At 64.2% G+C, this 23880-nt stretch carries 33 protein-coding genes and 1 tRNA gene; 20 read left to right on the top strand and 14 right to left on the bottom strand.

Going from position 1 to position 23880, the window contains the following annotated elements; all coding sequences use genetic code 11:
- Positions 1-9 precede the first annotated feature (9 nt).
- The 5 genes from DPV74_RS04110 to DPV74_RS04090 are packed head-to-tail and all read left to right on the top strand — an operon-like array spanning position 10 to position 5436.
- Positions 10-321, top strand: coding sequence for a phage tail assembly protein (locus DPV74_RS04110; RefSeq protein WP_119336570.1), 312 nt, complete (start codon positions 10-12; stop codon positions 319-321).
- Positions 321-440, top strand: coding sequence for a GpE family phage tail protein (locus DPV74_RS04105; RefSeq protein WP_081064873.1), 120 nt, complete (start codon positions 321-323; stop codon positions 438-440). The genes DPV74_RS04110 and DPV74_RS04105 overlap by 1 nt, the downstream gene beginning before the upstream one ends.
- Complete coding sequence (locus DPV74_RS04100; protein ID WP_240439919.1) at positions 437-3856, top strand: hypothetical protein; 3420 nt, start codon at positions 437-439, stop codon at positions 3854-3856. The genes DPV74_RS04105 and DPV74_RS04100 overlap by 4 nt, the downstream gene beginning before the upstream one ends.
- 12 nt (positions 3857-3868) lie before the next feature.
- Complete coding sequence (locus DPV74_RS04095) at positions 3869-4297, top strand: phage tail protein (RefSeq protein WP_119336569.1); 429 nt, start codon at positions 3869-3871, stop codon at positions 4295-4297.
- Complete coding sequence (locus tag DPV74_RS04090) at positions 4294-5436, top strand: phage late control D family protein (RefSeq protein WP_060286226.1); 1143 nt, start codon at positions 4294-4296, stop codon at positions 5434-5436. The genes DPV74_RS04095 and DPV74_RS04090 overlap by 4 nt, the downstream gene beginning before the upstream one ends.
- Positions 5437-5444: 8 nt before the next feature.
- Here the strand turns inward: DPV74_RS04090 and DPV74_RS04085 are convergent, their stop codons facing one another.
- On the bottom strand, positions 5445-5684 hold the full coding sequence (locus DPV74_RS04085) for a hypothetical protein (RefSeq protein WP_155635805.1): 240 nt from the start codon (positions 5682-5684) through the stop codon (positions 5445-5447).
- A gap of 226 nt (positions 5685-5910) precedes the next feature.
- On the opposite strand from DPV74_RS04085, the gene DPV74_RS04080 reads away from it, so the two are divergent.
- Complete coding sequence (locus tag DPV74_RS04080; RefSeq protein ID WP_119336568.1) at positions 5911-6291, top strand: LysR family transcriptional regulator; 381 nt, start codon at positions 5911-5913, stop codon at positions 6289-6291.
- Here DPV74_RS04080 and DPV74_RS04075 read toward each other — a convergent pair.
- Positions 6282-6773 (bottom strand): helix-turn-helix domain-containing protein, encoded by a 492-nt coding sequence (locus DPV74_RS04075; protein ID WP_119336567.1) that lies wholly within the window; start codon positions 6771-6773, stop codon positions 6282-6284. The genes DPV74_RS04080 and DPV74_RS04075 overlap by 10 nt on opposite strands.
- Positions 6774-6848: 75 nt before the next feature.
- On the opposite strand from DPV74_RS04075, the gene DPV74_RS04070 reads away from it, so the two are divergent.
- From DPV74_RS04070 to DPV74_RS04010, 13 genes are all read left to right on the top strand, one after another.
- On the top strand, positions 6849-7076 hold the full coding sequence (locus tag DPV74_RS04070) for a hypothetical protein (protein WP_226161370.1): 228 nt from the start codon (positions 6849-6851) through the stop codon (positions 7074-7076).
- A 16-nt stretch (positions 7077-7092) separates the two neighbouring features.
- Complete coding sequence (locus DPV74_RS04065; RefSeq protein WP_059688402.1) at positions 7093-7284, top strand: hypothetical protein; 192 nt, start codon at positions 7093-7095, stop codon at positions 7282-7284.
- Between the two features lie 28 nt (positions 7285-7312).
- Positions 7313-7504: a hypothetical protein gene (locus DPV74_RS04060; RefSeq protein ID WP_060286225.1), complete on the top strand. Its 192-nt coding sequence runs from the start codon at positions 7313-7315 to the stop codon at positions 7502-7504.
- Positions 7505-7531: 27 nt separating this feature from the next.
- Positions 7532-7780 carry an ogr/Delta-like zinc finger family protein gene (locus tag DPV74_RS04055; RefSeq protein ID WP_059688400.1) on the top strand — a complete coding sequence of 83 codons (249 nt, stop codon included), beginning with the start codon at positions 7532-7534 and terminating at the stop codon, positions 7778-7780.
- 89 nt (positions 7781-7869) lie between these two features.
- Positions 7870-8064 (top strand): hypothetical protein, encoded by a 195-nt coding sequence (locus DPV74_RS04050; RefSeq protein WP_059688399.1) that lies wholly within the window; start codon positions 7870-7872, stop codon positions 8062-8064.
- A gap of 11 nt (positions 8065-8075) precedes the next feature.
- Positions 8076-8273, top strand: a complete 198-nt coding sequence (locus DPV74_RS04045) for a hypothetical protein (protein WP_059688398.1) — start codon at positions 8076-8078, stop codon at positions 8271-8273.
- A 20-nt stretch (positions 8274-8293) separates the two neighbouring features.
- Positions 8294-8485 carry a hypothetical protein gene (locus DPV74_RS04040; RefSeq protein ID WP_060286224.1) on the top strand — a complete coding sequence of 64 codons (192 nt, stop codon included), beginning with the start codon at positions 8294-8296 and terminating at the stop codon, positions 8483-8485.
- Positions 8486-8539: 54 nt separating this feature from the next.
- A complete protein-coding gene (locus tag DPV74_RS04035) occupies positions 8540-8902 on the top strand; it encodes a hypothetical protein (RefSeq protein ID WP_060222644.1) in 363 nt (120 codons plus the stop codon).
- On the top strand, positions 8899-9147 hold the full coding sequence (locus DPV74_RS04030) for a hypothetical protein (RefSeq protein WP_060286223.1): 249 nt from the start codon (positions 8899-8901) through the stop codon (positions 9145-9147). Before DPV74_RS04035 ends, DPV74_RS04030 begins: the two co-directional genes overlap by 4 nt.
- Positions 9148-9149: 2 nt before the next feature.
- Positions 9150-11942, top strand: a complete 2793-nt coding sequence (locus tag DPV74_RS04025; protein ID WP_119336566.1) for a toprim domain-containing protein — start codon at positions 9150-9152, stop codon at positions 11940-11942.
- A 320-nt stretch (positions 11943-12262) separates the two neighbouring features.
- Positions 12263-12613 (top strand): hypothetical protein, encoded by a 351-nt coding sequence (locus DPV74_RS04020; protein WP_205571884.1) that lies wholly within the window; start codon positions 12263-12265, stop codon positions 12611-12613.
- Positions 12614-12621: 8 nt separating this feature from the next.
- Positions 12622-12888 (top strand): DUF4224 domain-containing protein, encoded by a 267-nt coding sequence (locus DPV74_RS04015; protein ID WP_196487800.1) that lies wholly within the window; start codon positions 12622-12624, stop codon positions 12886-12888.
- A complete protein-coding gene (locus DPV74_RS04010) occupies positions 12888-13916 on the top strand; it encodes a tyrosine-type recombinase/integrase (RefSeq protein WP_119336565.1) in 1029 nt (342 codons plus the stop codon). The genes DPV74_RS04015 and DPV74_RS04010 overlap by 1 nt, the downstream gene beginning before the upstream one ends.
- Here DPV74_RS04010 and DPV74_RS04005 read toward each other — a convergent pair.
- The 8 genes from DPV74_RS04005 to DPV74_RS03970 form a co-directional block, all read right to left on the bottom strand.
- Positions 13877-15004, bottom strand: coding sequence for an acyltransferase (locus DPV74_RS04005; RefSeq protein ID WP_240439918.1), 1128 nt, complete (start codon positions 15002-15004; stop codon positions 13877-13879). The genes DPV74_RS04010 and DPV74_RS04005 overlap by 40 nt on opposite strands.
- A gap of 198 nt (positions 15005-15202) precedes the next feature.
- A tRNA-Thr gene (locus tag DPV74_RS04000) sits at positions 15203-15278 on the bottom strand.
- An 18-nt stretch (positions 15279-15296) separates the two neighbouring features.
- Positions 15297-15824, bottom strand: a complete 528-nt coding sequence (locus DPV74_RS03995; RefSeq protein ID WP_027788532.1) for a ClpXP protease specificity-enhancing factor — start codon at positions 15822-15824, stop codon at positions 15297-15299.
- Between the two features lie 71 nt (positions 15825-15895).
- A complete protein-coding gene (locus DPV74_RS03990) occupies positions 15896-16507 on the bottom strand; it encodes a glutathione S-transferase N-terminal domain-containing protein (protein WP_006400565.1) in 612 nt (203 codons plus the stop codon).
- 93 nt (positions 16508-16600) lie between these two features.
- Positions 16601-17359, bottom strand: coding sequence for a cytochrome c1 (locus DPV74_RS03985; RefSeq protein ID WP_021161843.1), 759 nt, complete (start codon positions 17357-17359; stop codon positions 16601-16603).
- Positions 17360-17380: 21 nt separating this feature from the next.
- Positions 17381-18763: a cytochrome bc complex cytochrome b subunit gene (locus DPV74_RS03980; RefSeq protein WP_119336564.1), complete on the bottom strand. Its 1383-nt coding sequence runs from the start codon at positions 18761-18763 to the stop codon at positions 17381-17383.
- Positions 18760-19380, bottom strand: a complete 621-nt coding sequence (petA, locus tag DPV74_RS03975; RefSeq protein WP_119336563.1) for a ubiquinol-cytochrome c reductase iron-sulfur subunit — start codon at positions 19378-19380, stop codon at positions 18760-18762. Before petA ends, DPV74_RS03980 begins: the two co-directional genes overlap by 4 nt.
- Before the next feature lie 218 nt (positions 19381-19598).
- Positions 19599-20345 carry a Nif3-like dinuclear metal center hexameric protein gene (locus DPV74_RS03970; protein WP_027788534.1) on the bottom strand — a complete coding sequence of 249 codons (747 nt, stop codon included), beginning with the start codon at positions 20343-20345 and terminating at the stop codon, positions 19599-19601.
- 21 nt (positions 20346-20366) lie between these two features.
- Between DPV74_RS03970 and DPV74_RS03965 the strand changes: the two genes are divergently transcribed.
- Positions 20367-21572, top strand: coding sequence for a Do family serine endopeptidase (locus tag DPV74_RS03965; protein WP_021161847.1), 1206 nt, complete (start codon positions 20367-20369; stop codon positions 21570-21572).
- A 204-nt stretch (positions 21573-21776) separates the two neighbouring features.
- Here the strand turns inward: DPV74_RS03965 and tatC are convergent, their stop codons facing one another.
- From tatC to DPV74_RS03945, 4 genes are all read right to left on the bottom strand, one after another.
- Entirely contained in the window at positions 21777-22565 is a 789-nt protein-coding gene (tatC, locus tag DPV74_RS03960; RefSeq protein ID WP_059698106.1) for a twin-arginine translocase subunit TatC, read from the bottom strand.
- A 41-nt stretch (positions 22566-22606) separates the two neighbouring features.
- On the bottom strand, positions 22607-23137 hold the full coding sequence (tatB, locus tag DPV74_RS03955; protein ID WP_059698108.1) for a Sec-independent protein translocase protein TatB: 531 nt from the start codon (positions 23135-23137) through the stop codon (positions 22607-22609).
- Between the two features lie 26 nt (positions 23138-23163).
- Positions 23164-23394: a Sec-independent protein translocase subunit TatA gene (gene tatA, locus DPV74_RS03950; RefSeq protein ID WP_021161850.1), complete on the bottom strand. Its 231-nt coding sequence runs from the start codon at positions 23392-23394 to the stop codon at positions 23164-23166.
- A gap of 93 nt (positions 23395-23487) precedes the next feature.
- Positions 23488-23853 (bottom strand): histidine triad nucleotide-binding protein, encoded by a 366-nt coding sequence (locus DPV74_RS03945; protein WP_021161851.1) that lies wholly within the window; start codon positions 23851-23853, stop codon positions 23488-23490.
- Between the last annotated feature and the right edge of the window lie 27 nt (positions 23854-23880).

Genomic DNA, 23880 nt, shown 5'->3' with positions numbered 1-23880 from the left:
AACCACACCATGCAGAAAAACCAATCCGCAAGCGTCACCCTCGATACGCCGATCCAACGCGGCGAGCAGACGATCGCCGAGGTCACGCTGACCAAACCGCTCTCGGGCGCGCTGCGCGGCGTCACGCTCACCGATGTGCTGCAGCTCGACGTTATCGCGCTGTCGAAGGTTATCCCACGCATCAGCAATCCGATTCTGACCGAGCAGGACGTCATGCGCCTGGATCCGGCCGACCTGGTGCAGCTCGGCACGGAAGTCGCCGGTTTTTTGGTGCCCAGCTCGTCGAAAATGGACGCATCCCGCGAGACGTCGACGACGTGATGGCTGACATCGCCCTCGTGTTCAACTGGACGCCCGCCGTCATGGAGGCCATGCCCCTGCCTGAACTGATGGGTTGGCGCGAGCGTGCGCGCGTCCGCTACGAACGGGGCGACGAATGAGCGCCGGCCGCTCTCTGCGCCTCGAGGTCGTCCTCAAGGCGCTCGACCAGGCGAGCCGGCCGATCAAGCAGGTTGTCGGTAGCAATCGGCAGCTCGTGAACAATCTGCGCGACGCGCGCGCGCGCCTCAAGGAACTCGGCGACACGCAGAAGCGTGTCGGCGAATTCCGCGACCTGCGCCGCGGCATGCAGGCGACTGAAGCCAAGGCGCGCTCCGCGCAAGAACGCATGCGCCAGCTCGCACGCGAAATGCAGGCCGCCGAGAAGCCCTCGCGGGCTCTCACGCGCGAGCATCAGCAGGCCGCCCGCGCCGCGAAAGCGCTCACCACACAGCTCGACCAGGAGCGCGCGCGCCTCGATCGCGTCCGCTCGAGCCTCTCAGAAAGCGGCATCAGTACGCGGAATCTGGCGCAACATCAGCGCACGCTGCGCTCGAACGTCGCGGCCACGAACGCGACGCTGTCGGAACAATCCCGTCGCCTCGACGCAATGAACGACCGGCAGCGGCGCATCGCCAGCGCGCGCAAGAAAATGCAGGACGCGCGCGGCGCCGCGGCCGAAATGGCGATCGGCGGCTATGCCGCGCGCGCGACCGGTTCGCACATCCTGAACGATCTGCGCGAGCCGATGGCCGAAGCGAAGAAAGTCCAGAACGAGCGCGGCCGTATTGAAGCGCTCGGCCTGGGCGCCCAAGCCACGCATGACGCCGAGCAGTACGTGCGCGCGATGAAGTCGGTAGGCACGACCACGTCCGACAACATGACACTGATGCGCGACGCCCTCTCGATTTTCGCGGACGAGCATCACGCGCAGATGGTCATGCCGACACTCGCAAAAATGAAGTTCGCGAACGAAGCGATGTTCGGTGGCGAAGACGGCCACGAGAACGAAGAGAAGTTCATGAACATGCTCAAGGTGATCGAGCTGCGGGGCGGCACCAAGAGCGAAGCAGCGTTTCGTAACGAAGCGAACATGGTTCAGAAGGTGCTGTCGGCGACGGGCGGCCGGGTCGGCGGCGACGAGTGGCGCAACTTCATCCAGACAGGCGGCGTCGCTGCAAAGCAGATGCGCCAGGACGCGTTCTACTACCAGATGGAACCGCTCATTCAGGAAATGGGCGGGCACCAGGTCGGTACGGGCCTCATGTCTGCATACAGCAACGCGTACCAGGGAAAGACCACAAAGCGAGCCGCGAACCAGATGATCGACCTCGGCCTGCTCGACAGGAAGAAGGTCGTCGACACCAAGATCGGGACGATCAAGGAGATCAAGCCGGGCGCGCTGACCGGCGGCGACTTGTTCAAGGCGTCGCCGCTCGAGTGGCTCGAGAAAGTGCTGCTGCCGAAGCTCGCCGCGAAAGGGATCACCGATCCCGACCGCGTGAAGGACATGATCTCGACGATCTTCACGAACCGAACCGCGGCGAACCTCTTCTCGACGATGTACATGCAGCGCGAGCAGATTCACAAGAACGAGAAGCTCAACGCCGGCGCGTACGGCATCGACGACATGCATGTGCTCGGCCAGAAGCAGACCGAAGGCAAGGAGCTGATCGCGCTGGCGAAGGTGCGCAACTTGCGTACCGAGATCGGTGAGCAGGTGCTACCCGTCTACAACCGGGCGCTCGAGATCACCGCAACGATCCTGGATCGGATTCTCGGGTTCACGAAGGAATATCCAAATTTCACGCGTGCCGTCGCGATCGGTACCGCCGCCCTCGGCGTGCTGCTCGCCGTCCTCGGCACGCTGACGATCGCGCTCGCGGGTGTCATCGGCCCGATGGCGATCGTGCGATACGGCATGACGATGCTCGGCATGCGAGGCGGTTTGCTGTCGGTGGGCGTGCGCTTGGCCGCGGCGTCGTTCCAGGTACTCGGCCGAGCGCTCGTGCTCGTCGGGCGCGCATTCCTCACGTCGCCGATCGGGTTGGTCGCCGCCGCGATCGCGCTCGCGGCCGTGCTGATCGTGAAGTATTGGGAACCGATAAAGGCGTTCTTCGCCGGCATGTTCGCTGGAATCTCGTCGGCCCTTGCCCCTCTCCGTGCAGCGTTCGCGGATGCACTGGCACCGCTCGGCCCCGCACTCGCCGCAGCGAAGCCGGCGTGGGACTGGCTGGTGTCTGCGGTATCCACCGTTGTCGGGTGGTTTGGGCGGCTGCTTTCGCCCGCTTCTACAACGGCCCGCGAACTACAGGCTGCAGGCCAGGCCGGCAGACGGTTCGGCGAGATTCTTGGTGCAGCGCTGCGCTTCTTGCTGCGACCACTCACGCTGGTTGCCCGCGGCATTGGCGCGCTCGCGTGGCTGTTCGGCGATGCCATGCGCGACGCGCGTGCCGCGTTCGACGGTGGGCTCGCCAGCATCGGCGCGCTGATCCTCAACTGGTCGCCCGTCGGCCTCTTCTATCGCGCGTTCGCCGGCGTGCTCTCCTGGTTCGGCATCGACCTGCCTGCGAAATTCACGACGTTCGGCCAGTCGATCCTGCAGGGGTTTGCCAATGGGATCGCATCAGCCCTGCGGTCGCTCGCACCGGTGCTCGCCGCAGCGAAGCCAGTATGGGACTGGCTCGTGTCGACGGTATCGACCGCGGCGCGATGGTTCGACAACCTATCGTCGCGCGCGTCGGCGATCGCCGATAGGCTGCAGGCGGCCGGCGCCGCCGGCAGTGGGTTCGGTTACGTTGTCGACTCTGCGTTACGCGCCGCGTTGCTACCGCTCACGCTGCTCGTACGCGGCATCGGCGCTCTCGCTGGGATGTTTGGAGCCGCCATGCGTGGCGCGCGTGCCGCGTTCGATGGTGGGCTTGTCGGCATCGGCGCGCTGATCCTCAACTGGTCGCCGGTCGGCCTGTTCTACCGCGCATTCGCCGGCGTGCTGTCCTGGTTCGGGATCGATCTGCCGACGAAATTTACGACGTTCGGTCGGCAGATTCTGCAGGGGCTCGCCGATGGGATTACGAACGGCCTGAGCAACGTGAAGACCGCAATCCAGTCGGCGGGCGAAAGCGTGATCGGCTGGTTCAAGGAAAAGCTTGGCATCCATTCGCCGAGCCGCGTGTTCGCCGCGCTCGGCGGCTTCACGATGGCCGGGCTCGAGCAGGGGCTGCGCGAGGGCCAGGACGGGCCGCTATCGACCGTGCTCGAGGTGAGCAAGCGGATCGTGGCCGCCGGCGCCGGCATCAGCATCACGGGCGCGGCAATCGCCGGCGGTGCGCCGCTCACCGTCGACAACCGGCCCCCGCTCACGGCCGCGTCGTCCGCAGCGCGTGCGCCGGTGGCATCGGCACCGGTCACGATCAACGTTTACGCGGCGCCGGGGATGGACGTCGAGGCGCTTGCGCAGCAGGTTCGCCAGGTTATTCGCCAGGAACAGGCCACACAGGCCGCGCGCGAACGCTCGCGCCTGCGCGATCGGGATTAAGGAGAGGTTGTCATGATGATGGCGCTCGGGCTGTTTGTGTTCAGCCTGTCGACCCTGCCGTATCAGGAACTGCAGCGGAAACGCGGCTGGCGGTACGCAAGCAACAACCGCGTCGGCAAGCGGCCCGCACGGCAGTTTGCGAGCGAGGACGACGAAACGATCCAGCTTTCCGGCGTGCTGCTGCCCGAGCTGACGGGAGGCGACCTTTCCCTGTCCGTCCTGGAGTTGATGGCCGACCAACATACGTCCTGGCCGTTGATCGAGGGCACCGGGCACATCTACGGCATGTTCACGATCGACATCATCAGCACGACGCGCACGCTCTTCTTCTCGGACGGCGCCGCCAGGCGGATCGAATTCACGATCGCGCTCACGCGATCTGACGATCTGGACATGCTCGGCATCGTGACGGACGCGATCAAGGGGGCGATCTCGCTATGAACCTCTCCGACATTCCTGGCGCCGACCTGGTGCAAAAGGTCGTCTTGGCCGACGATCGCCTGCCGCGCGCGATTTACTCGATCACGCTCGACGGCAAGGACATATCGCGGAAGTTCGACGGCCGCCTGATCTCGATGACCCTGCAGGACAACCGCGGTTTCGACGCGGATCAGCTCGACATCAGCCTGGACGACCATGACGGCGCGCTCGAGATCCCGAATCGCGGCGTGAAACTGAAGGTCGCGATCGGCTGGGCCGGCGCCGCTAACGGCCTCGTGGAAAAAGGGGTGTTCGTCGTCGACGAGGTGGGGCACTCCGGCACGCCCGACGTGTTGACGATCCGCGCGCGCAGCGCCGACTTGCGCGCCGGCCTCTCGATCAAGAAGGAGCGGTCGTGGCACCGGCAAACGGTCGGAGCGATCGTGCGCGCAATCGCGAGCCAGAATGGGATCCAGGCACGCATCACGAAGGCGCTCGACGGCCAGCTCGTCGACCACATCGACCAGACTGCAGAATCCGACGCGAACCTCCTGTCACGCTTGGCGAAAATGTTCGATGCGATTGCGACCGTGAAGAACGACATGCTGCTGTTTATCAAAGCGGGCGAGGCGACAACTGCGAGCGGCAAGCCGATGCCAGCGGTCACGATCACGCGCGACGTCGGCGATCGGCACAACTTCACCGTCGCCGATCGAGATACGTACTCTGGCGTCCAGGCGTACTACCTGAACACCCGCACGGCGAAGAAACAGTCGACAACAGTTAAGCGGCGCCGACGACGCACGACGAAAAAGAAGCCGATCGACAAGAGCGGTGACGTTCTGTTCGGCACGGCCGAGAACGTCAAGACGTTACGGCACACGTATGCGAACAAGGGGAATGCAACGCGCGCGGCGAAAGCGGAATGGGAGAAATTACAGAGGGGAGTTGCGGAATTCAGCATCGTCCTCGCGCTCGGAAGGCCCGAGCTGATGACAGAACTACCTGTAACCGTGCGTGGTTACAAACGTGTCATCGACGATTGCAAGTGGATCGTCGCGCGCATCACGCACACGATCGACGGTAACGGCGGTTACACGTCGGATCTTGACCTCGAGGTCAAGGCCAGCGAGGTGCCGGAGATCGACACCTCGGAGTGAGCGCGACGTTACGTCAGTAGCAAATTGCGTATGTTCGACAGGCTCAACATCACGCTCGTTACCTGCGCGAGCAACGCGGCACGCTCGGTTGCTGTCAGCTCGCGCACTGCACGCGCTTCGCGGTTCCCCGCTACAGTGGCGTTGCCGCGCCCAGAACGAGCGGCGATCGTGGCGTCGGTACAGCGTCGGATTACCCCGTCCTCGGCTGTTTCAATTTGGAATTGCGGGTCTTGCGGCTTGTTACTCACTGCGGCTTCCTCTTCGGATATTTTCAGAGGCGCTACGACGTGACACGGCATTCACGGGTGCTGTAACGCTGCACCATTCTCGTGCTTTTTTCATACGATTGGAATGTAGGAGAAAGCCCTCTGAAAGTTAGGAAATCGCCTAACTTTTGCTGGCTGTCTCCGGAATACCCGTCCCTCTGCCAATGCGAATGGCGCATCACGGCCAATAACAACTCTCGCTTGAATCATGGTTTCCCGGACGACTCCCCCTCGGCTCAACTGGAATTTGCTGCGCTCGTATAGCGAGATCGCGCGGTATCGCAGCATTTCTGAGGCGGCGCAGGCGATGGGCCTGCAGCGGCCCACCGTGAGCGAAAAGGTGTCTGCGCTCGAGCGCGTGCTCGGCCAACCGCTGATGGTTCGCAGGTCGGGGAGTGATGGATTCCGGCTCACACGCTACGGCGCGCAGCTTCGAGACGTTGTAGCGCGCTTCGATCGTGAACTCGCAGCGTTGTGCGAGCAGCCAGCGGGTGAATCGATCGCCGTGACGACGATCGACGTGTTGAGCGAAGTGGAAGCGGCGATGGCGGCACTCGAGCGCGCCGCGGATTCTCTTCGTCAGTCCTGAGCTTTTCCGCCGCTCTTCCGCGGCGACCGCACACGCTTCGTAAGCTGCGCGTCGGCCTGCGCGTCCTTCAGCGCCTCGAGCGCGACTTCATCCAGCTTCGCCGCACGGTTCTCAGCGAGCCTCGGGAGTCGCTTCGCGGGCTCACCGGAAATCGTCATTGCGCCGGCGAGCAGAAAGCCGTTGATCGACGCCTGCACCGCTGTACGGCCAACATCGTTCAACTGGCGAAACCCCTCAAGCAGCACGGCCTCGTCTTCCGGCACCGTCGACGGATGCGCACGCTCACCGGTTATCACGTACAGCGGGTCGACGCCGACCTTGGCGAGCGCGGCAAGGTAGTTCGCGTCAGGCGATCGCGCACCGGATTCGTAGTTGAGCTGCGCCTGTTTCCCGAGCCCTCCAAGCGCCGCGAATTCCGCCTGGCTCAGGCCGATGCGCATCCGCTCATCTTTCAGGCGGTTTCCGATTGAGTTATCCGACATCTTGCGGTTTCGTTTTGATTACCTTACACTTCACCTATCCCTAGTGAAGCACTATCGAAATTGAGTATACCCGCCATGACTACCCACAAAGGCCCGCGGCGTGCGCCGCCGGGCGTCATGTCCAGCAAGACCGTTTCGCTGCGCCTCCTTCCTGCAGAACGAGCCCAGCTCGAGCTGCTCGGCCATCAAGGACGGCGCTCCCTGTCGAGCCTCGCGCGCCTCATCTATCTCGAAGGGCTCCCCCTCTACCTCGCCAAGATGTCCTCATTTGAGGACACCACGGGCAACGTTTCCGCAAGCTGAACCCGAGGTGACAACCATGTATCCGGATCCCAAGCGCGTCCGTGAAAGACGCCTGATGGTGCGGTTCGACGACTACGAATACGCCCTCATCACTGCGCTCGCCAACTACCAGGGCGAGCAAACCGCGACGCTGATTCGCCAAATGGTTTTACGCGAAGCCGCAGAGGCTTTGTTGCCATCGGGCAATGTAGCCCACGAGCGCGGCTAAAGGCAGCAACTGAGAAGCAGCCGATTCCATGCCCGAACTCGAAATCATATTCACCGAGCAGGACGCCGAACTACTCGAGCGCGTGCGCCAGCAGGAAGGTCTCGCGACGATTCAGCAGGCGGCCGAATGGCTCGTGAAGCGACGACTACGCCAAGGTGCGCGTCGCCTCACCGGACGAGACCGGGCCCTCTACGTCGTCCCTAACACCAGCCGTTCCTAACGCGGCAGTCTCCGACAGGAAGTCACGATGAAATTGAAGTGTCACCACTGCGGCAGCCGCGCCGTCATTCGAACCAGCCGCACGCTGTCCGCGCTCGTCCGCGAGGCGTACTGCCAGTGCACCAACATCGAATGCGCGACGACCTACAAGATCCACGTCGCGACCGTCCACACCATCGCGCCGAGTCTCTCGCCGAATCCGCACGTCTACGTGCCACTCGGCAAGGTTGATCGGCTCCCGGCCGATTCGCGTCAGCTTCCGCTGCTCGACGCCTAAGCCCTAACCCGCCTTTTCGCTGAACGCCCATCGCTCCCGCTCTCGCGGGCGCGGGGGACTCCTTTTGCCTGAAATTTCTTGGAGGCCGTATGCAAACGCTGATCCACGCTCCGCTCGCCGCGCTCGCTGCATCGATGTCCTACGACGAACGCGTCGCCTACCTCAAGAAGATCTCCCTGGCCGACGTGCGCGCCGACGTGTTCGTGCGCTCGGCGACCGCGCTCGGGTTCCACGTCACCTGGGATCACGCGAACGGCACACCGATCCTCGCATGGCTGCACTGAGCGTCCGCGCCATGCGTCCCGCCCTCACGGAGATCGAGCTGCGCGCGACCTGGCGCCGGCTTCGGATGGTCGGCGACTACGACCAATCCATGCGCCGGCCAGCCGTGCGCGTCGCTATCGAATCCGCTGCGCGCGCACATGCAAGCCGCGCCGCATCACAGCCGCCGCGTGACCTCAAGCGCCTCGCGAGCGGCGACACCGACCACTGAACACCAACCGAGGATCCACCATGAACGACTACCTGTTCGCCGTCAGCGTCCTGCTGATGCTCATTTCCGCCGGCGCCGGCCTGGCGCGCGGCGCAGACGCCGCGCTGCAGCGCTGCAACGTCCGCTCGCGCCTGATCGCGCTTTCGATCGGCGCCGGCGCGCTGCTCGCGCTGATCGTGGCGCTCGCCGTCACCGTCCCGCCGCGGGGGTGATGCGATGACCACGAAACCCACCTACGGCACCGTCATCGCCAGGGAGTGGTGAACATGACGCACGAACCCACCATTCGCTACGAGCTGCTGACGTCGGCAGGCCTGCGCACCGTCGCCGGCGATCACGTCGTTATCCCGAACGACGCCGGCGCCGCGTTCGGCATTCACGTCGAACCGCACCTGCGCGACGGCCACCCCGAAAAGTGGGTCGTCACCCACCTTGCCTCGGGCATCCGGATCGGCCACGGCGTCACACACGACGCAGCGCGTGCGAACGCGACGGCAAACGTCGATCGCAACCGCGACCGCCTGCGCGCCACGCTCGACCAGGCGATGACCTCGCGCTACGAGCTGCAGCACGCCGCACAACGCCTGCAGCAGAACCATCACGACATCCTCGGAGGCGCAGCAGCATGACGCACTCAACTACCCCACACGACGCCGCGCTCGCGGCATCCATCGCGGCGGCCGCCGACGCCCTTCGCTTCGACCATGAACCCGGCGGCCTGCAGCGCGTCGCCGTGCTCGCGTTGTTCGTCAGCGTCCTCGGCGATCGCCTGGCGCTTGCCTTCCCCGCGTCAGCCGGCGCGCTCCGCGCCCTCGTCGACAGCCCCGCGACACCCGGCAACCCTGCCGCCCTCTCTCTGCACCAACAGCAATAACGATGGCCTCGATCGACGAACTTAAACAACGCATCGACCTGCACGACCTCGCCGATCGCCTCGGCTTGAAGCGAGGTCGCGGCGGCGACCGCGCGCTGTACCACTCGCCGCAGCACGACGATAAGAGCCCGTCCCTGTCGATCTACGTGAACCACCCGAAGCACGGCAACGGCTGGCGCGACCACAGTGCCGATGCCGGCGGCTCGTGCATCGACCTGGTCATCCATGCGCGCGGCGGCACCGTCGCCGACGCGGTGCGCTACCTGCACGACGCGTACGGCATCCCTCTCGATCGGCAGGCGCCGGCCGAGCGCCGCGAAAAAACGACGGTCGAATACATCGCCGATCGGTGCTTCGCCGAACGCGACCAGGTGCGCGAATACCTGGGCGGCCGTGGCATTTCCGCCGGCGCGATCGACGCCGCGATCGCCGCGCGCACGCTCGGCTTCAACACGTGGACGAGCACCAAGGTCGCCGCCGGCGAAGTCGGCCACGCCGGCCCGGCCGCCGCGTTCATCGTCCGCGCATCGGGCGATGCGCGGGTCGTCGCCGTCGACATGCGCTACGTCGATCCGACGCTCAACGGTGGCGTCAAGACGCAGACCCAAGGCGACAAGGCCGGCTACGGCTGGACGGCCGATCCCCGCCGGCTCGACAAGGCGAAGCGCGTCATCATCGTGGAAAGCGCGATCAACGCGCTGTCGATCGACACCTGTGCGATGCCCGGCACCGCCGCCCTCGCACTGCGCGGCCTGGCAAACGTCGACGACATCGACTTCACGTTCCTGCGCGGGAAACAAGTCATCGTCTGCCTGGACAACGACGAGCCGTTCGCAGATGGCCATCCGCGCGCCGGCCATCGCCCCGGCCCGGAAGCCGCATGGACGCTTTACGAGCGGCTCACCTCGCTCAACATCAGCGCCGTGCTCGTCGACCAGTCCGGCTGGCTGGCCGACCTCGCGGACGGCGAGAAAACCGCCAAGCCGATCAACGACGTCAACGACTACCTGCAGCTGCGTGGCCCGGCCGAGCTGTCGCGCGCGCTCGAGCAGCTCGAGCCCTGGCTCATCGCCGGCCTGGCCGGCGACGCCACGCGTCGCGGCCGGCCGCGCATCTTCCTGCCCTCGCACGACTTCGCGCAGTATTGGCGCTTCCGTGTGCGGCCGGACTTCACTAGCTACATCACGAAGATGGATCGTAACGAGGACTCGGGCGTCGAAACGCCGGTCATAACGGATCTGTGCGGCTTCCGCATTGCCGGGATCAGCCGCGTGTCGGTCGCAAGCGCGACGTCGACGATGACGGGCGACGCCGACCAGGCGCCCACGGTCTACTTCGCCGTGGCCGTCCAGGCACCGCGCCACGGCGCGCAGCTCGTGCGCCGCGTGATGCTCGACGACCAGCTCCACAACGTCGACCAGTGGGGCAAGTTCGGCCCGATCTGGGCGCCGGCGCCATTCAAACGCATGGTGAACATCCTCGAGCGCGGCGCCGACCTCGGTGCGCGCCAGGCGGCAAACTTCGTCGGGCTCGCCTGGCGCGATGGCCGCCTGATCGTCAACGAAGGCCCGGACTGCTACTTCACCGAAGCCGACAAGCAGTGCCCGTATCACAACCTGACCTTCCCGACCGGCCCGGCCAGCGACGCGCGCCGCGTCATCGCCGCGTACCAGGCGACGTTCAAGCAGAATGCCGCGACGATCCCGCTCGTATGGGCGCTCGGCGGCCACCTGAAGGCACTGCTCGGCTTCTGGCCGCACATCACCATCCAGGCGAACAAAGGCGCAGGTAAGTCGACGCTCATCAAACGGCTCGAGCGCTCACTCGCATTCACGATGTTTTCCGGGCAGTCGCTGCAGACCGAGTTCCGCCTGCTCACCAGCATCAGCCACACCAGCCATCCGGTCGGTTGGGAGGAACTGTCGGCACGCCGGCAGGACGTGATCGACAAGGCCGTCGGGCTGCTGCAGGAAAACTACCAGTACACCGTGACGCGTCGCGGCAGCGACATGACCGAATATCTGTTGTGCGCGCCCGTGATGCTGGCCGGCGAAGACGTGCCCGTGCGCAGCCTGCTCGGCAAGCTCGTGCGCACGACTCTGACTGGCAAGCGCGGCCCGCTCATGCCCGACGACCTGCCGCGCTTCCCGGTTCGGCAGTGGCTCGAATTCCTCGCCAGCCTGGATAAGCGCGCCGTGGGCGACCAGTACGCGACTCTGCGCGACAAGGCCCTGGCCAACTGCCGCGCGAGCGGCGAGGACGACGGCGCAAAACGCATGGCCGGCAACTACGCGGCGGTCGCGCTCGCTTGGCGCTACCTGTGCGAGTTCGCCGGCATGGATCCCAGCGAAGGCGACTTCGCGCGCGACCTGCTCACCGAGATGAACGGTCACATCCGCGAAACGAGCGCGGATCGGGAACCGTGGGTCTGGATCATGGAAACCGTGCTGTCGGAGATCGACGGCGGCAACTACAAGCACCCATTCACGTTCGATACCGTCGACGGGGAGTTCTGCCTGCTGCTGCGCACTGGCCACGTGATGGATCACATCGCCCACACGAGCGCGCTGCGCGACAAGTGGAACGGCCTGCCGGTCAAATCCGACCGCGTGTTCAAGGCGCAGCTCAAGCACGCCGGCGTCGTGGTCGGCGAGAAGGAAGTCGAGCGGCGCATCTACACCCGGCGCGTGCCGTACCTCACCCCGATCTCGCTGGATCGCCTGGTCGGCTTCGGACTGCACGTCTCGGTGCGCGAGGATCTGGCGACCGACGCGCGGCAAGGGGCTGCAGCGTGACGCCCTCTCAGCCGATGCGGCCGCCGTGCGGCCGTACCCCTTGCCTCATTCTTTCCGGCCGCGTAGCGGCCCTGTATTCGGGTTTCCGGTGCGTGCGTCGATGCGCGCAGCAGTCGGCGCACGCCGTCACACGGCCGCCGTGCTGTCCTGCTCCCCCCGTACCCCCCGCAAGTCGAACCGCCCGGGCAACAGCGCGGGCCTTGAGGGAGGGGGGCCGCGCGGGCCGCTTTTTCCACAGGGGACGGACAGGCAGTGCGCGCGACTCGTGGTTTTCGGCGGTATCCGCTCGTAAGTCTTTGATTGTTGAGAAGTGTGCCGCCATGAATCGCATTCAATTTGCCACTAGTCGAGCCTTTTTTGCCACTAGTCCCGTTTTTTCGCCGGCCGCCATCGCCCCTTTTTCTCTTCTCTCTAATTCATTGAAAAAGAAGAAGAAAGAATACGGGGAAGGGCCGGAAATCATCCTGAAATCCACGCCACGAGTCGGGCGCGCTTTGCCACGAGTCGGAAACGCTGCCTATTTTTTAGGCCACGATTCGGAAGGGGGTGCCACGGGTATTTCGTGGCAACTAGTGGCACACACAACCATTAATAATCAACAACTTACGATAGATATTCGCGTGAACCACGAGTCCACGAGTTGTTCTGCGTGCCCCCTCTTTACGCGTTGAAAATCACCATGCAAGAATATTCAAGCCGCGGTTCGCAGCGCGGCACCGGCGCGTATCTCGGCCGACAAGAACTGCGCGAACTCACCGGCACGCCGCAGCGTGCACGCCAGATCCTGTGGCTCGCTCAACAGGGATGGCCGCATGTCGTCGACGTGCACGGCCGCGTGTTGGTCGCACGCGCTTACCACGACAAGCAGATGGGCATCATCGAATCGAAACACGTACGCGCATCGCAAACTGCGACGCCGACTTCGCTCAACCTCGGTGCAGTGTGATGGGTCGCAAAGCACAAACCGCCGGAGCTATCCCGCGCTTTCGGTCACGCACGAACGCAGACGGAACGCTGCGTTACTACTACGACCATGGCGAGGTAGACGGTCGGCGGTTCCTCGAGCCGCTCGGCACCGACCGCGTAGTCGCGCTGCAGCGATGGGCCGAGCTCGAAGGCAGGCGCGTGCCCTCTACCGAGGTGACACGACACACGTTCGCGATGCTCGAGCGGGCCTATCGCCAGCGCGAGCTGTCGCAGAAATCAGCCGCCACGCAGCGCATGTACGACCTGTTCCTGTCTCGACTCGCGGCCGTCATCGGAGATCGTGAGCTCGACACACTCACGCCGGCCGACGTGGCTGCGATCTGGCGAGCGACGTCGGAGAAGCGCGGCACCGTGACAGCGAACCGCACGAAGGCAGTGCTGTCGCTCGTCCTGAACTGCGGTCGGCTGTGGAACATGATGACGATCGCAAACCCATGCGCAGGGGTGCGCGGGAAAAAGGAGACGGGCCGGCAAGACATCCTCATCGATGACGAGCTGTACGCGTCTGTCTATGCCGTTGCCGATCAGCCGCTTCGCAATGCGATGGACCTGGCCGATCTCTGCGCACAACGTCCGTCCGATGTCCTCGGCGTGTTGAAGACGAACATCGTGAAAGGCAATCTGATCTTCCGCACTCGCAAGACCGGCGCGTTCGTCACCATCCAGATCACTGGCGACCTCGCGACATTGATTGAGCGTCTACTCGCGTGGCGCGGCACGAAGGTCGACGTGTCGCCGTATCTGCTGCGCGACGAGGAAGGCTACCCGCTGACGAAGGGCAAGCTGCGCTCGCGATTTGACAAGGCGCGTGAGCTGGCCGGCATCGAGAAGGCGAAGTTTCAGTTCCGCGACCTTCGCGCCCGCGGGGTAACGCACAAGACGATCGACGAAGGGCTCGAAGCAGGACAACGCCTTGCGGGCCACAGCGGGCCGGGTATGACGGCGCGCTACGTTCGTGGCGCGCGGCCAGTGAAACCGTCGCGCTGATTGTCTTGTTGCCGGTGTCGACGCGTCTGCAGCTTCGGTGCCCGGCGCTGCAGTGCTTCGAGCAGGCGCAACAGGCTGCGCTTCAGTGGGCCTGCAACCGGCTTCTCGATCACAATGTGCACCAGGAGCGCAGCGCCGATCGCCATCGCGATTACCGCCCAGAACATCACGACCTGGTCGACTGCCGAGCCCGCTGCGTTGAAAACCATGTAGCCGACGTTCTGGTGGATTAGGTACAGCGGGTAGCTGACTGCGCCGAACCAGACCCACCGCGGGCTGGCGAGAATCGATGTATGGCGCAACGCGAGCGCAAGCATCACAACGAAGAACAACGTCATCACGGCCGCCACGACCGCGGGATTCAGTGCCTGCCCAAAGTTCTCGCCGAAGTACGGCAGGAGCTTGAATTCGTGATAGAGCGAGAGCATCCAGGCAGCACAAACGAGCGTGATGCGCGATCGCGACAGGCCGCGCTCACGGATGAGAAAACACGCAGCGCCGGCGATGAAGAAGCCAGCGTAGTCCGTCACCAGAAAGCCCTTGAGCTTGATGAACGGGAACAGTTCTACAAGCACGGTCGCGGCAAGCCAAGCGAACAGCCAGCGTTCTGCGCGATGAATCTGACCGATGATGAGCAGTATGCCGACCAGGCGGTAGAACCGTAGCTCCGCGCCGAGTGACCAATACGCGCCGTCGATCGGGTCGGCGCCGAATCCGCCGCCAAGCGTGACCATGTTCACAAGGTATTGCGGCCAAGTCGCCACGAATCGATCGCCGCCGATCGCGAGCGTCACGAAAAACGTGATCGTGCAGCAAACCCAGAAGGCGGGCAGCAGCCGCGACGCGCGCGAAGCGATGAAGCGCTTGATGCTCCCGTCGCCCGCCGTCATCAGGATCACGAAGCCGCTGATCATGAAAAACAGGTGGACGCCGAGAAAGCCGTACTGCGCGATCGGCTCGAGTGCCGGATAGTGCATGGTCGTCAGGTCGTCGCCCGCATAGCCACGGAACGCGTAGTGAAAGAACACCACGGAAATGGCTGCGATGAAGCGAAGCAGGTCAAGCTCGGGAATACGAGAAAACTTCACGGTTGATTCTTGTTGGATTTTTCGTTGTGGACTGCGCCGGCCGGGCGACAGTTTGACCGCGCACGACGGCCTATTCGTGCGTGCTCGACATCATAGACGAGCTGGTCTGCGAGCACCGCCTCACGCTTTTGGAAACGTGAGGGGGGTTTTGGAAACGCGAAGGGGCTACGCAAACATCGCGTAACCCCTTGTCAGATATGGTGCCGGCTGCAGGACTCGAACCCGCCACCTGATGATTACAAATCAACTGCTCTACCAGATGAGCTAAGCCGGCGTAGCGCGAGATTCTACCTCATTTCACGATCTTGAGGCGAGGTCTGTTGCCACCTTTCGAACCGTCGCCATCGCCGTCGGTTTTCGGCGGTTCGTCGGCGCCTTCGGAGGGTTCCTCGTTCGCGCCGCGGTCGGCAACCGGCGTCAACGCAGCAGGCGACTCGTCGCGCTGCGCGTCATCCGCCTGCGCGGCTTCTTCGTCGAACGCGCCCGAATCCTCGCCTTCGCCCGCAACCGCATCGACCTGGAACGCCATCCCCTGCCCGTTCTCGCGCGCATAGATCGCGAGCACGTTGGCAACCGGAATCTCGATCTTGTGCGCCTTCCCGGAGAACCGGGCCGTGAACTCGATCCACTCGTTGCCCATCTGCAACTGGCTCGTCGCCTCGAAGCTGATGTTGAGCACGATCTCGCCGTCACGCACGAACTGACGCGGCACGCGCGTCGAGTTGTCGACCCTCACCGCGATATGCGGTGTGTAACCGTTATCGGTGCACCACTCGTACAGCGCGCGCAGCAGATAAGGCTTCGTTGAAATCTCTTGCATCACAATCCTCGAACCCGGAGCGGGCGCGCGGCACGCCGCGCCGCCCTCCCCGTCTTGCCTTCATTGCATCATCAACGACGCATGACCTTTTCGGACGGCGTCAATGCTTCGATATAGGCCGGACGGCTGAAGATCCGCTCGGCGTACTTCATCAGCGGCGCGGCGTTCTTCGACAGCTCGATGCCGTAGTGATCCAGACGCCACAGCAGCGGCGCGATCGCGACGTCGAGCATCGAGAATTCCTCGCCGAGCATGTACTTGTTCTTCACGAAGATCGGCGCGAGCTGCGTCAGGCGATCGCGGATCGCGAGGCGTGCCTTCTCGTGATTCTTCTCCGCTGCCTTGCCCTTCTCGTTCTCGAGCGTGCTGACGTGGACGAACAGTTCCTTCTCGAAGTTGAGCAGGAACAGGCGTGCACGTGCGCGCTGCACGGGGTCGGCCGGCATCAGTTGCGGGTGCGGGAAGCGCTCGTCGATGTACTCGTTGATGATGTTCGATTCGTACAGGATCAGGTCGCGCTCGACCAGGATCGGTACCTGACCGTACGGGTTCATCACCGAAATGTCTTCCGGCTTGTTGAACAGGTCGACGTCACGGATTTCGAAGTCCATGCCCTTCTCGAACAGCACCAGCCGGCAACGCTGGGAGAACGGGCAAGTTGTGCCGGAATACAGAACCATCATGTTTGCGTTTCCTCAAAAAAGCCGAGGGCCGGCACGCGGCGAACCTCCTTCCGGGGTTCCACCTTGCGCCGGCCCCACGCCGGTCAGGCGTGATTACTTGATATCTTTCCAGTACGCGGCATTGAGCCGCCAGGCCAGGAAAGTCAGGACACCGAGAAAGATCAGCACCCATACGCCGAGGCGTTTGCGGGTCTGCTGAGCCGGCTCGGACATCCAGGTCATGTACGCCACCAGGTCGGCAACCGCAGCATCATAATCCACCGCGGACAGTGTCCCCGGCGTGACCTGCTGGAAGCCGACGAGCGTATGGACCTTCTCGCCCGTCTCCTCGTCCGTCTTGTCTTCGAATTTGGCGGTGCGCTGCCCCTGCAGCTGCCACAGTACATGGGGCATGCCGACGTTCTCGAACACCGCGTTGTTCCAGCCGGTCGGCCGCGTATCGTCGCGGTAGAAGCTGCGCAGATACGTATACAGCCAGTCGCGGCCGCGCGCGCGCTCCTCGACCGACAGGTCGGGCGGCGAGGTGCCGAGCCAGTTCTTCGCGTCTTCAGGCCGCATCGCGACGGACATCGTGTTGCCGACCTTGTCGGTCGTGAACAGGAGATTCTTTTCGATCTCCTTCTGGGATATGCCCAGATCCGTCAGACGGTTGTAGCGCATCAGGTTCGCGCTGTGGCAGTTCAGGCAATAGTTTACAAACAATTGCGCGCCGTGCTGAAGCGAAACGAGATTTTCCGTGTTATCGGGCGCCCGGTCGAGCGGAAAATTACCTTCCGCCCGCACCGCCGGCGCCACCAGCAGCGCACACGCGGTCGCCCCGATCAGCGCGAGTGTCGAAAGCAGTTTCTTCATGTCGTTCTCTCCTCGCTCACGTTAATGGGGCTTGAAGCGCACCCGCTCCGGCGGCTGCTTGAACGTGCCAAGCGGCGTCCAGACGGGCATGCCGAGGAAGAACGCGAAGTAGATCAGCGCGCAACACTGCGCGATCAGCGTGGCCGCCGGCGACGGTGGCCGCGTGCCGAGGAACGCGAGGGTCAGGAACGCCGCGACGAAGATCCCGAGGAACACCTTGTGGAACAGCGGCCGGTAGCGGATTGACTTCACCGGGCTGCGGTCGAGCCACGGCAGGAAGAACAGCGTGATCACCGCCGAACCCATCACGACGACGCCCCAGAACTTCGACTCCGTCAGGTACATGAAGACGACGATCGCCGCGGCCAGCACCGGCAACCCGGCCTTCCACTTGCCGCGCGCGCGGATCAGCGCGAGCACGCCGAGCAGCGCGATGACGACCATCAGGACGATCTTGAACGGGTCGGTGGTCGCGCGCAGCATCGCGTAGAACGCGGTGAAGTACCAGACCGGCGCGATCTCGGGCGGCGTCTGCAACGGGTTCGCCGGGACGAAGTTGTTCGCCTCGAGGAAGTAGCCGCCCATCTCCGGCGAGAAGAACACGATCAGCGCGAAGACCATCAGGAACACGCACACGCCGAGGAAATCATGCACCGAGTAGTACGGGTGGAACGGGATGCCGTCGAGCGGAACGCCGTTCTCGTCCTTCTTCGCCTTGATCTCGATACCGTCCGGGTTGTTCGACCCCACTTCGTGCAGCGCCACGAGGTGCGCGATCACGAGGCCGACCAGCACGAGCGGAATCGCGATCACGTGGAACGCGAAGAAGCGGTTCAGCGTGACGTCCGACACGACGTAGTCGCCGCGAATCCACAGCGACAGGTCGGGGCCGACGAACGGGATCGCCGAGAACAGGTTCACGATCACCTGCGCGCCCCAGAACGACATCTGGCCCCACGGCAGCAGGTAACCGAAGAATGCCTCGGCCATCAGGCACAGGAAGATCGCGCAGCCGAAGATCCACACGAGTTCGCGCGGCTTGCGGTACGACCCGTAAAGCAGCCCGCGAAACATGTGCAGGTAGACGACCACGAAGAACATCGACGCGCCCGTGGAGTGCATGTAGCGGATCAGCCAGCCCCACGGCACCTCGCGCATGATGTACTCGACCGACGCAAACGCGAGCGTCGAGTCGGGCTTGTAGTTCATCGTCAGGAAGATGCCGGTGACGATCTGGTTGACGAGCACCAGCAGCGCGAGGGAGCCGAAGAAGTACCAGAAGTTGAAGTTCTTCGGCGCGTAGTACTCGGAAACGTGCTTTTTCCAGGTGGACGTGAGCGGGAAGCGCTGATCGATCCAGCCGGTGAGACCTGTCGTGGAGACTTCCTTGTTGTCGGCCATCACGCTTCTCCTTTCTCGTCCTTGCCGATCACGAGGGTCGTCGCCGACGTGAACATGTAGGGCGGGATGTCGAGATTCTGAGGCGCCGGCTTGTTCTTGAACACACGGCCGGCGAGGTCGTAGGTCGAACCGTGGCACGGGCAGAGGAAACCGCCCGGCCAGTCGTCCGGCAGGTTCGGCTGCGGACCCGGCGTGAAGCGCTGGCTTGGCGTGCAGCCGAGGTGCGTACACACGGCCATCACGACGAGAATGTTCTTGCGATCGGCCCGCGAGCGATATTCGTTCGCACAATACGCGGGCAACGGCATCGTATAGGGCTTTTCGGTGGTCGGATCGGCCACTTCCTTGTCGGCCTTGACCACGTCGGCAAGCATCGTGTCGGTGCGGTTCAGGATCCACACCGGCTTGCCGCGCCACGGCACGGTCACCATTTCACCGGGCTTCAGCCCGCTGATGTCGACTTCGACCGGTGCTCCGGCCGCTTTCGCTTTCGCGGACGGCGCAAGCGACGCCGCGAAAGGTATGACGGTGGCGACGCCTCCTACGCCACCTGCTACGGATGTCGCAATCAGCCAGGTACGGCGGCCGCTGTCGACGCGTTTCTCTTCCTTGTCTCGCATCACACGCCCCACTTCTGAGTTGGATTTTCCGTCACGACTTTCCATTCCGCCGCTAGTTTGCTCGAATGGAGTCGCCATTTACAAGGCCCGGAGATGAAAATCCCTTCGAAGTGATTGATAGTTAAGGGTTTCCCCCCACTATCGGAGTGATTAAATCATTTCGCTATTAAGCATCCGCTACATTGAGAAATTTCGATGCGCTGCCGCAATTCCGGCACTCAGACCGGGTTATGGATGTCGATAAAAAGGTGTTCGATACCGAATTCCTCGGACAAGTGGGCGCCGAGTGCCTGGATTCCATAGCGTTCGGTCGCATGGTGCCCTGCCGCAACGAACGCGACGCCGCTCTCCGCGGCCGTGTGCGTCACGTATTCGGACACCTCGCCGGTCAGGAACACGTCCGCGCCGGCATCGATCGCCGCGTCGAAATAGCTCTGCGCGGCGCCCGTGCACCACGCGATGCGCCGCAGCTGCATGTCCGGATCGCCGAGCACGAGCGGCGTGCGGCCGAGCGTGCGCTCGACCTTCGCGACGAAGTGCTCGAGCGAGACGGGCATCGGCAGCGTGGCCATCCAGCCGAGGTCGCCTTCGCCGAAACGCTGCTCGCCGATCAGCCCGAGCCGCTCGCCGAGCTGCGCGTTGTTGCCGAATTCGGGATGCGCGTCGAGCGGCAGGTGGAACGCGAACAGGTTCAGGTCGTTCGCGAGCAGCAGCTTCAGGCGCTGATACTTGCGGCCCGTGATCTGCGGCGGCTCGTTGCGCCAGAAATAGCCGTGATGGACGAGCACGGCATCCGCCCCCCATTCGAGCGCGGCTTCAAGAAACGCGACCGACGCCGTCACGCCGGTGGCGATCTTCTCGATCTTGCGACGCCCCTCGACCTGCAGGCCGTTCGGGCAATAGTCCTTGAAGCGCGCGGTTTCAAGGGTATTGTTCAAGTACAATTCAAGTTCGATCCGATCCATATAAACCTCTAATCCATTCAGATGCTTAGACGCTTCTGGCTGTTCTTCGCGCAGGCGGTTACCGTGCTGCTCGCGCTGATGTTCATCGTCGTGACGCTCAAGCCGCAATGGCTGCAACGGCAAGGACAGCTCGGCAAGCAGCTCGCCACGCCGATCGTTGCGCTGCGGGAAGTCGCGCCGGGCATCGGCGGCGCGCCGGCGACCACGTCGTACGCGGAAGCCGCGCAGAAGGCGATGCCGGCCGTCGTCAACGTCTTCTCCAGCAAGGACGGCTCGCTGCCGCCCGATCCGCGCGCGAAAGATCCGCTGTTCCGCTACTTCTTCGGCGACCGCAACGCCCGCAAGCAGCAGGACGAACCGGCCGCCAACCTCGGCTCGGGCGTTATCGTGAGCCCGGAAGGTTACATTCTAACGAACCAGCACGTCGTGGACGGCGCCGACCAGATCGAGGTCGCGCTCGCCGACGGGCGCACGGCCACCGCGAAGGTGATCGGCAGCGATCCCGAAACGGACCTCGCCGTGCTGAAGATCAACATGACGAATCTGCCGACGATCACGCTCGGCCGCTCCGACCAGTCGCGGGTCGGCGACGTCGTGCTCGCGATCGGCAACCCGTTCGGCGTCGGCCAGACGGTCACGATGGGGATCATCAGCGCACTGGGCCGCAACCACCTCGGCATCAACACGTTCGAGAACTTCATCCAGACCGACGCGCCGATCAACCCCGGCAACTCGGGCGGCGCACTGGTCGACGTGAACGGCAACCTGCTCGGCATCAACACCGCGATCTACTCGCGCTCGGGCGGCTCGCTCGGCATCGGTTTCGCGATTCCCGTGTCGACCGCGCGCACGGTGCTCGAAAGCATCATCACGACGGGCTCGGTCACGCGCGGCTGGATCGGCGTCGAGCCGCAGGACGTCACGCCGGAGATCGCCGAATCGTTCGGGCTTCAGCAGAAATCGGGCGCGATCGTCGCCGGCGTGCTGCAGGGCGGCCCGGCCGACAAGGCCGGCATCAAGCCGGGCGATATCCTGGTCTCGGTCAACGGCGAGGACATCACCGACACGACGAAGCTGTTGAACACGGTCGCGCAGATCAAGCCGGGCACGCCGACCAAGGTGCACGTCGTACGCAAGGGCAAGGAGTTCGACATGAACGTCGTGATCGGCAAGCGCCCGCCGCCGCCGAAGCAGACGCTCGACGAGCAGGACAGCGATACCGAATGACGTCAGGCGGGCGGCGCGCAGCCGCGTGCCGAACTCCACCGGAAACGAAAAAGGGCAGCCGCATGGCTGCCCTTTTGCTTTGCATCGAAAGACCTTCCTTGCCGGGACGGCGGCCTCGCCGCACGCGTTCCGGCCAGCGACACCACCCGGCCGCTCAGGCCTGGCCGGAAACCCGCCTGCCGTGCATCGCCCGGCGCGCCGCCATCAGCTGGCGGCTTCGCCGTTCCCCGCCTCGCCTTCCTCGGCCGGCTTCTTCGGCACGAAGAACCGCGCGGCCAGCAGCCCGATCTCGAACAGCACGATGAGCGGCAACGCGAGCATCAGTTGCGAGAATACGTCCGGCGGCGTGACGACCGCCGCGACAACGAACGCGCCGACGATCACGTACGGCCGCATCTCCTTGAGCTTCTTCAGCGACAGCACGCCCATCCGGACGAGCAGCACGACGACGATCGGCACCTCGAACGTGACCCCGAACGCGATGAACATCCCGAGCACGAAGCTCAGGTAGTTGTCGATGTCGGTGGTCATTTCCGCCCCGAGCGGCGCGTTGTAGTGCGCCATCACACGGAAGATCGTCGGGAACACGAGGAAGTACGCGAATGCCATCCCGCACAGGAACAGGAAGTAGCTGCTGCCGACAAGCGGCGCGACGAGCTTTTTCTCGTGCTGGTACAGCCCCGGCGCGACGAACGCCCAGATCTGGTACAGCACGATCGGCAGCGCGATCACCAGTGCGACGAGCATCGTGACCTTCATCGGCACGAAGAACGAGCCGGTGACGTCGGTGACGATCATCTTGCCGTCCTTCGGCAGGTTCTCCATCAACGGCCGCGCAAGCAGCCGGAAGATGTCGGGCGCCCAGTAGACGAGCCCGAGGAACACGACGATCACGGCCGCCCCCGCGCGAATGATGCGATCGCGAAGCTCGACGAGATGGGAAATGAAAGTTTCTTCCGGGGCATCGCCCGGGTTCTGCTGGGGGTCGCTCACACCGGCCCTCGGTAGGATTGACGAGCGAGCATGCGCTCGGCTCAGAAGAAGCGCGTCGGCCGGCGCAGGCTGGCCGGCTGGTGGCGCGCGACGCGCGCGGCGCCCGACTGCACGTGCGTGCGGCGGGTGGTCGCGCGCTTGTACCAGACAGGCGCAGCCGCCTGCTTGACGCGCCAGTTGCGGCGCTTGGGCGCGAGCGCGGCCGTACTGCCGCGCCACGACGGCGCCGCGGGCGTGTCGGACTCATGGGACCCGGTGCTGCCCGACGCTTCGTCAAGGCCGCCAACCGCGGAATGCCACGTGTCGTTCAATTCCTTTTCGTGCTCGCGCAGGTTGTCGTGAATCGTCGTCTCGACATTGCGCGCAGCCGATTCGAAATCGGTCTTCATCGTCCGCAGCGCGTCGAGTTCGATTTCGCGCGAGACCTCGGCCTTCACGTCGTTGATGTACCGCTGCGCGCGGCCGAACAATGCGCCTGCCGTACGCGCGACGCGCGGCAGGCGCTCGGGGCCGAGCACCACGAGCGCGACGACGCCGATCAGCGCCATCTTCGAAAGACCGAGATCCAGCATCGCGAATGCCTGTCAGCGTGCCGGCGTTACGCCTTGTTCGAATCGGAACGCGTCGTTTCCTTCGCGTTGACGTCGACCGAGCCCGAGCGCGGCAGTTGCTGCGCGTCAGCCGGTGCTTCGCCGTCCTTCATGCCGTCCTTGAAACCCTTCACGGCGCTGCCGAGATCGTTGCCGATATTGCGCAGCTTCTTCGTACCGAAAACCAGCGCGACGATCAGCAGCACGATCAGCCAGTGCCAAATGCTCAATCCACCCATGATGAAACCTCTCCTCAACCACGCCGCTACGCGGCGCAAATCGCCGGCAACGTGCCGGCTTCGACTATCGATGCGGGGAAACGCCCCGCGCCGTCAACCCATCCGCTGCCAGGGGCGCGGGCCGGCCAGGATATGCGCGTGCAGGTGGTAGACCTCCTGCCCGCCGCCCGGGCCTGTATTGATCACCGTACGGAAACCCGTTTCGCCGCCCGTATAGGCGACGCCGAGCTGGCCAGCGAGACGCGAGACGAGCAGCATCAGCCGGCCGAGCATCGGCGCATCGGCCTCGCTCGCCGCCGACAGCGTCGGCAGGTGCTGGCGCGGAATCACGAGCACGTGCGTCTCGGCCGCCGGGCGGATGTCGCGGAACGCGACGAATTCGTCATCCTCGTGCACCTTCGTGCTCGGGATCTCGCCTGCCGCGATCTTGCAGAACAGGCAATTCGGATCGTGACTCATGTTGCTCCTGCAGACGCCCGAACGCGG

This window comes from Burkholderia sp. HAN2018 (genome assembly GCF_024704855.1).
GTDB lineage: Bacteria > Pseudomonadota > Gammaproteobacteria > Burkholderiales > Burkholderiaceae > Burkholderia > Burkholderia cepacia.
This window is presented reverse-complemented; position numbering and strand designations above follow the sequence as displayed.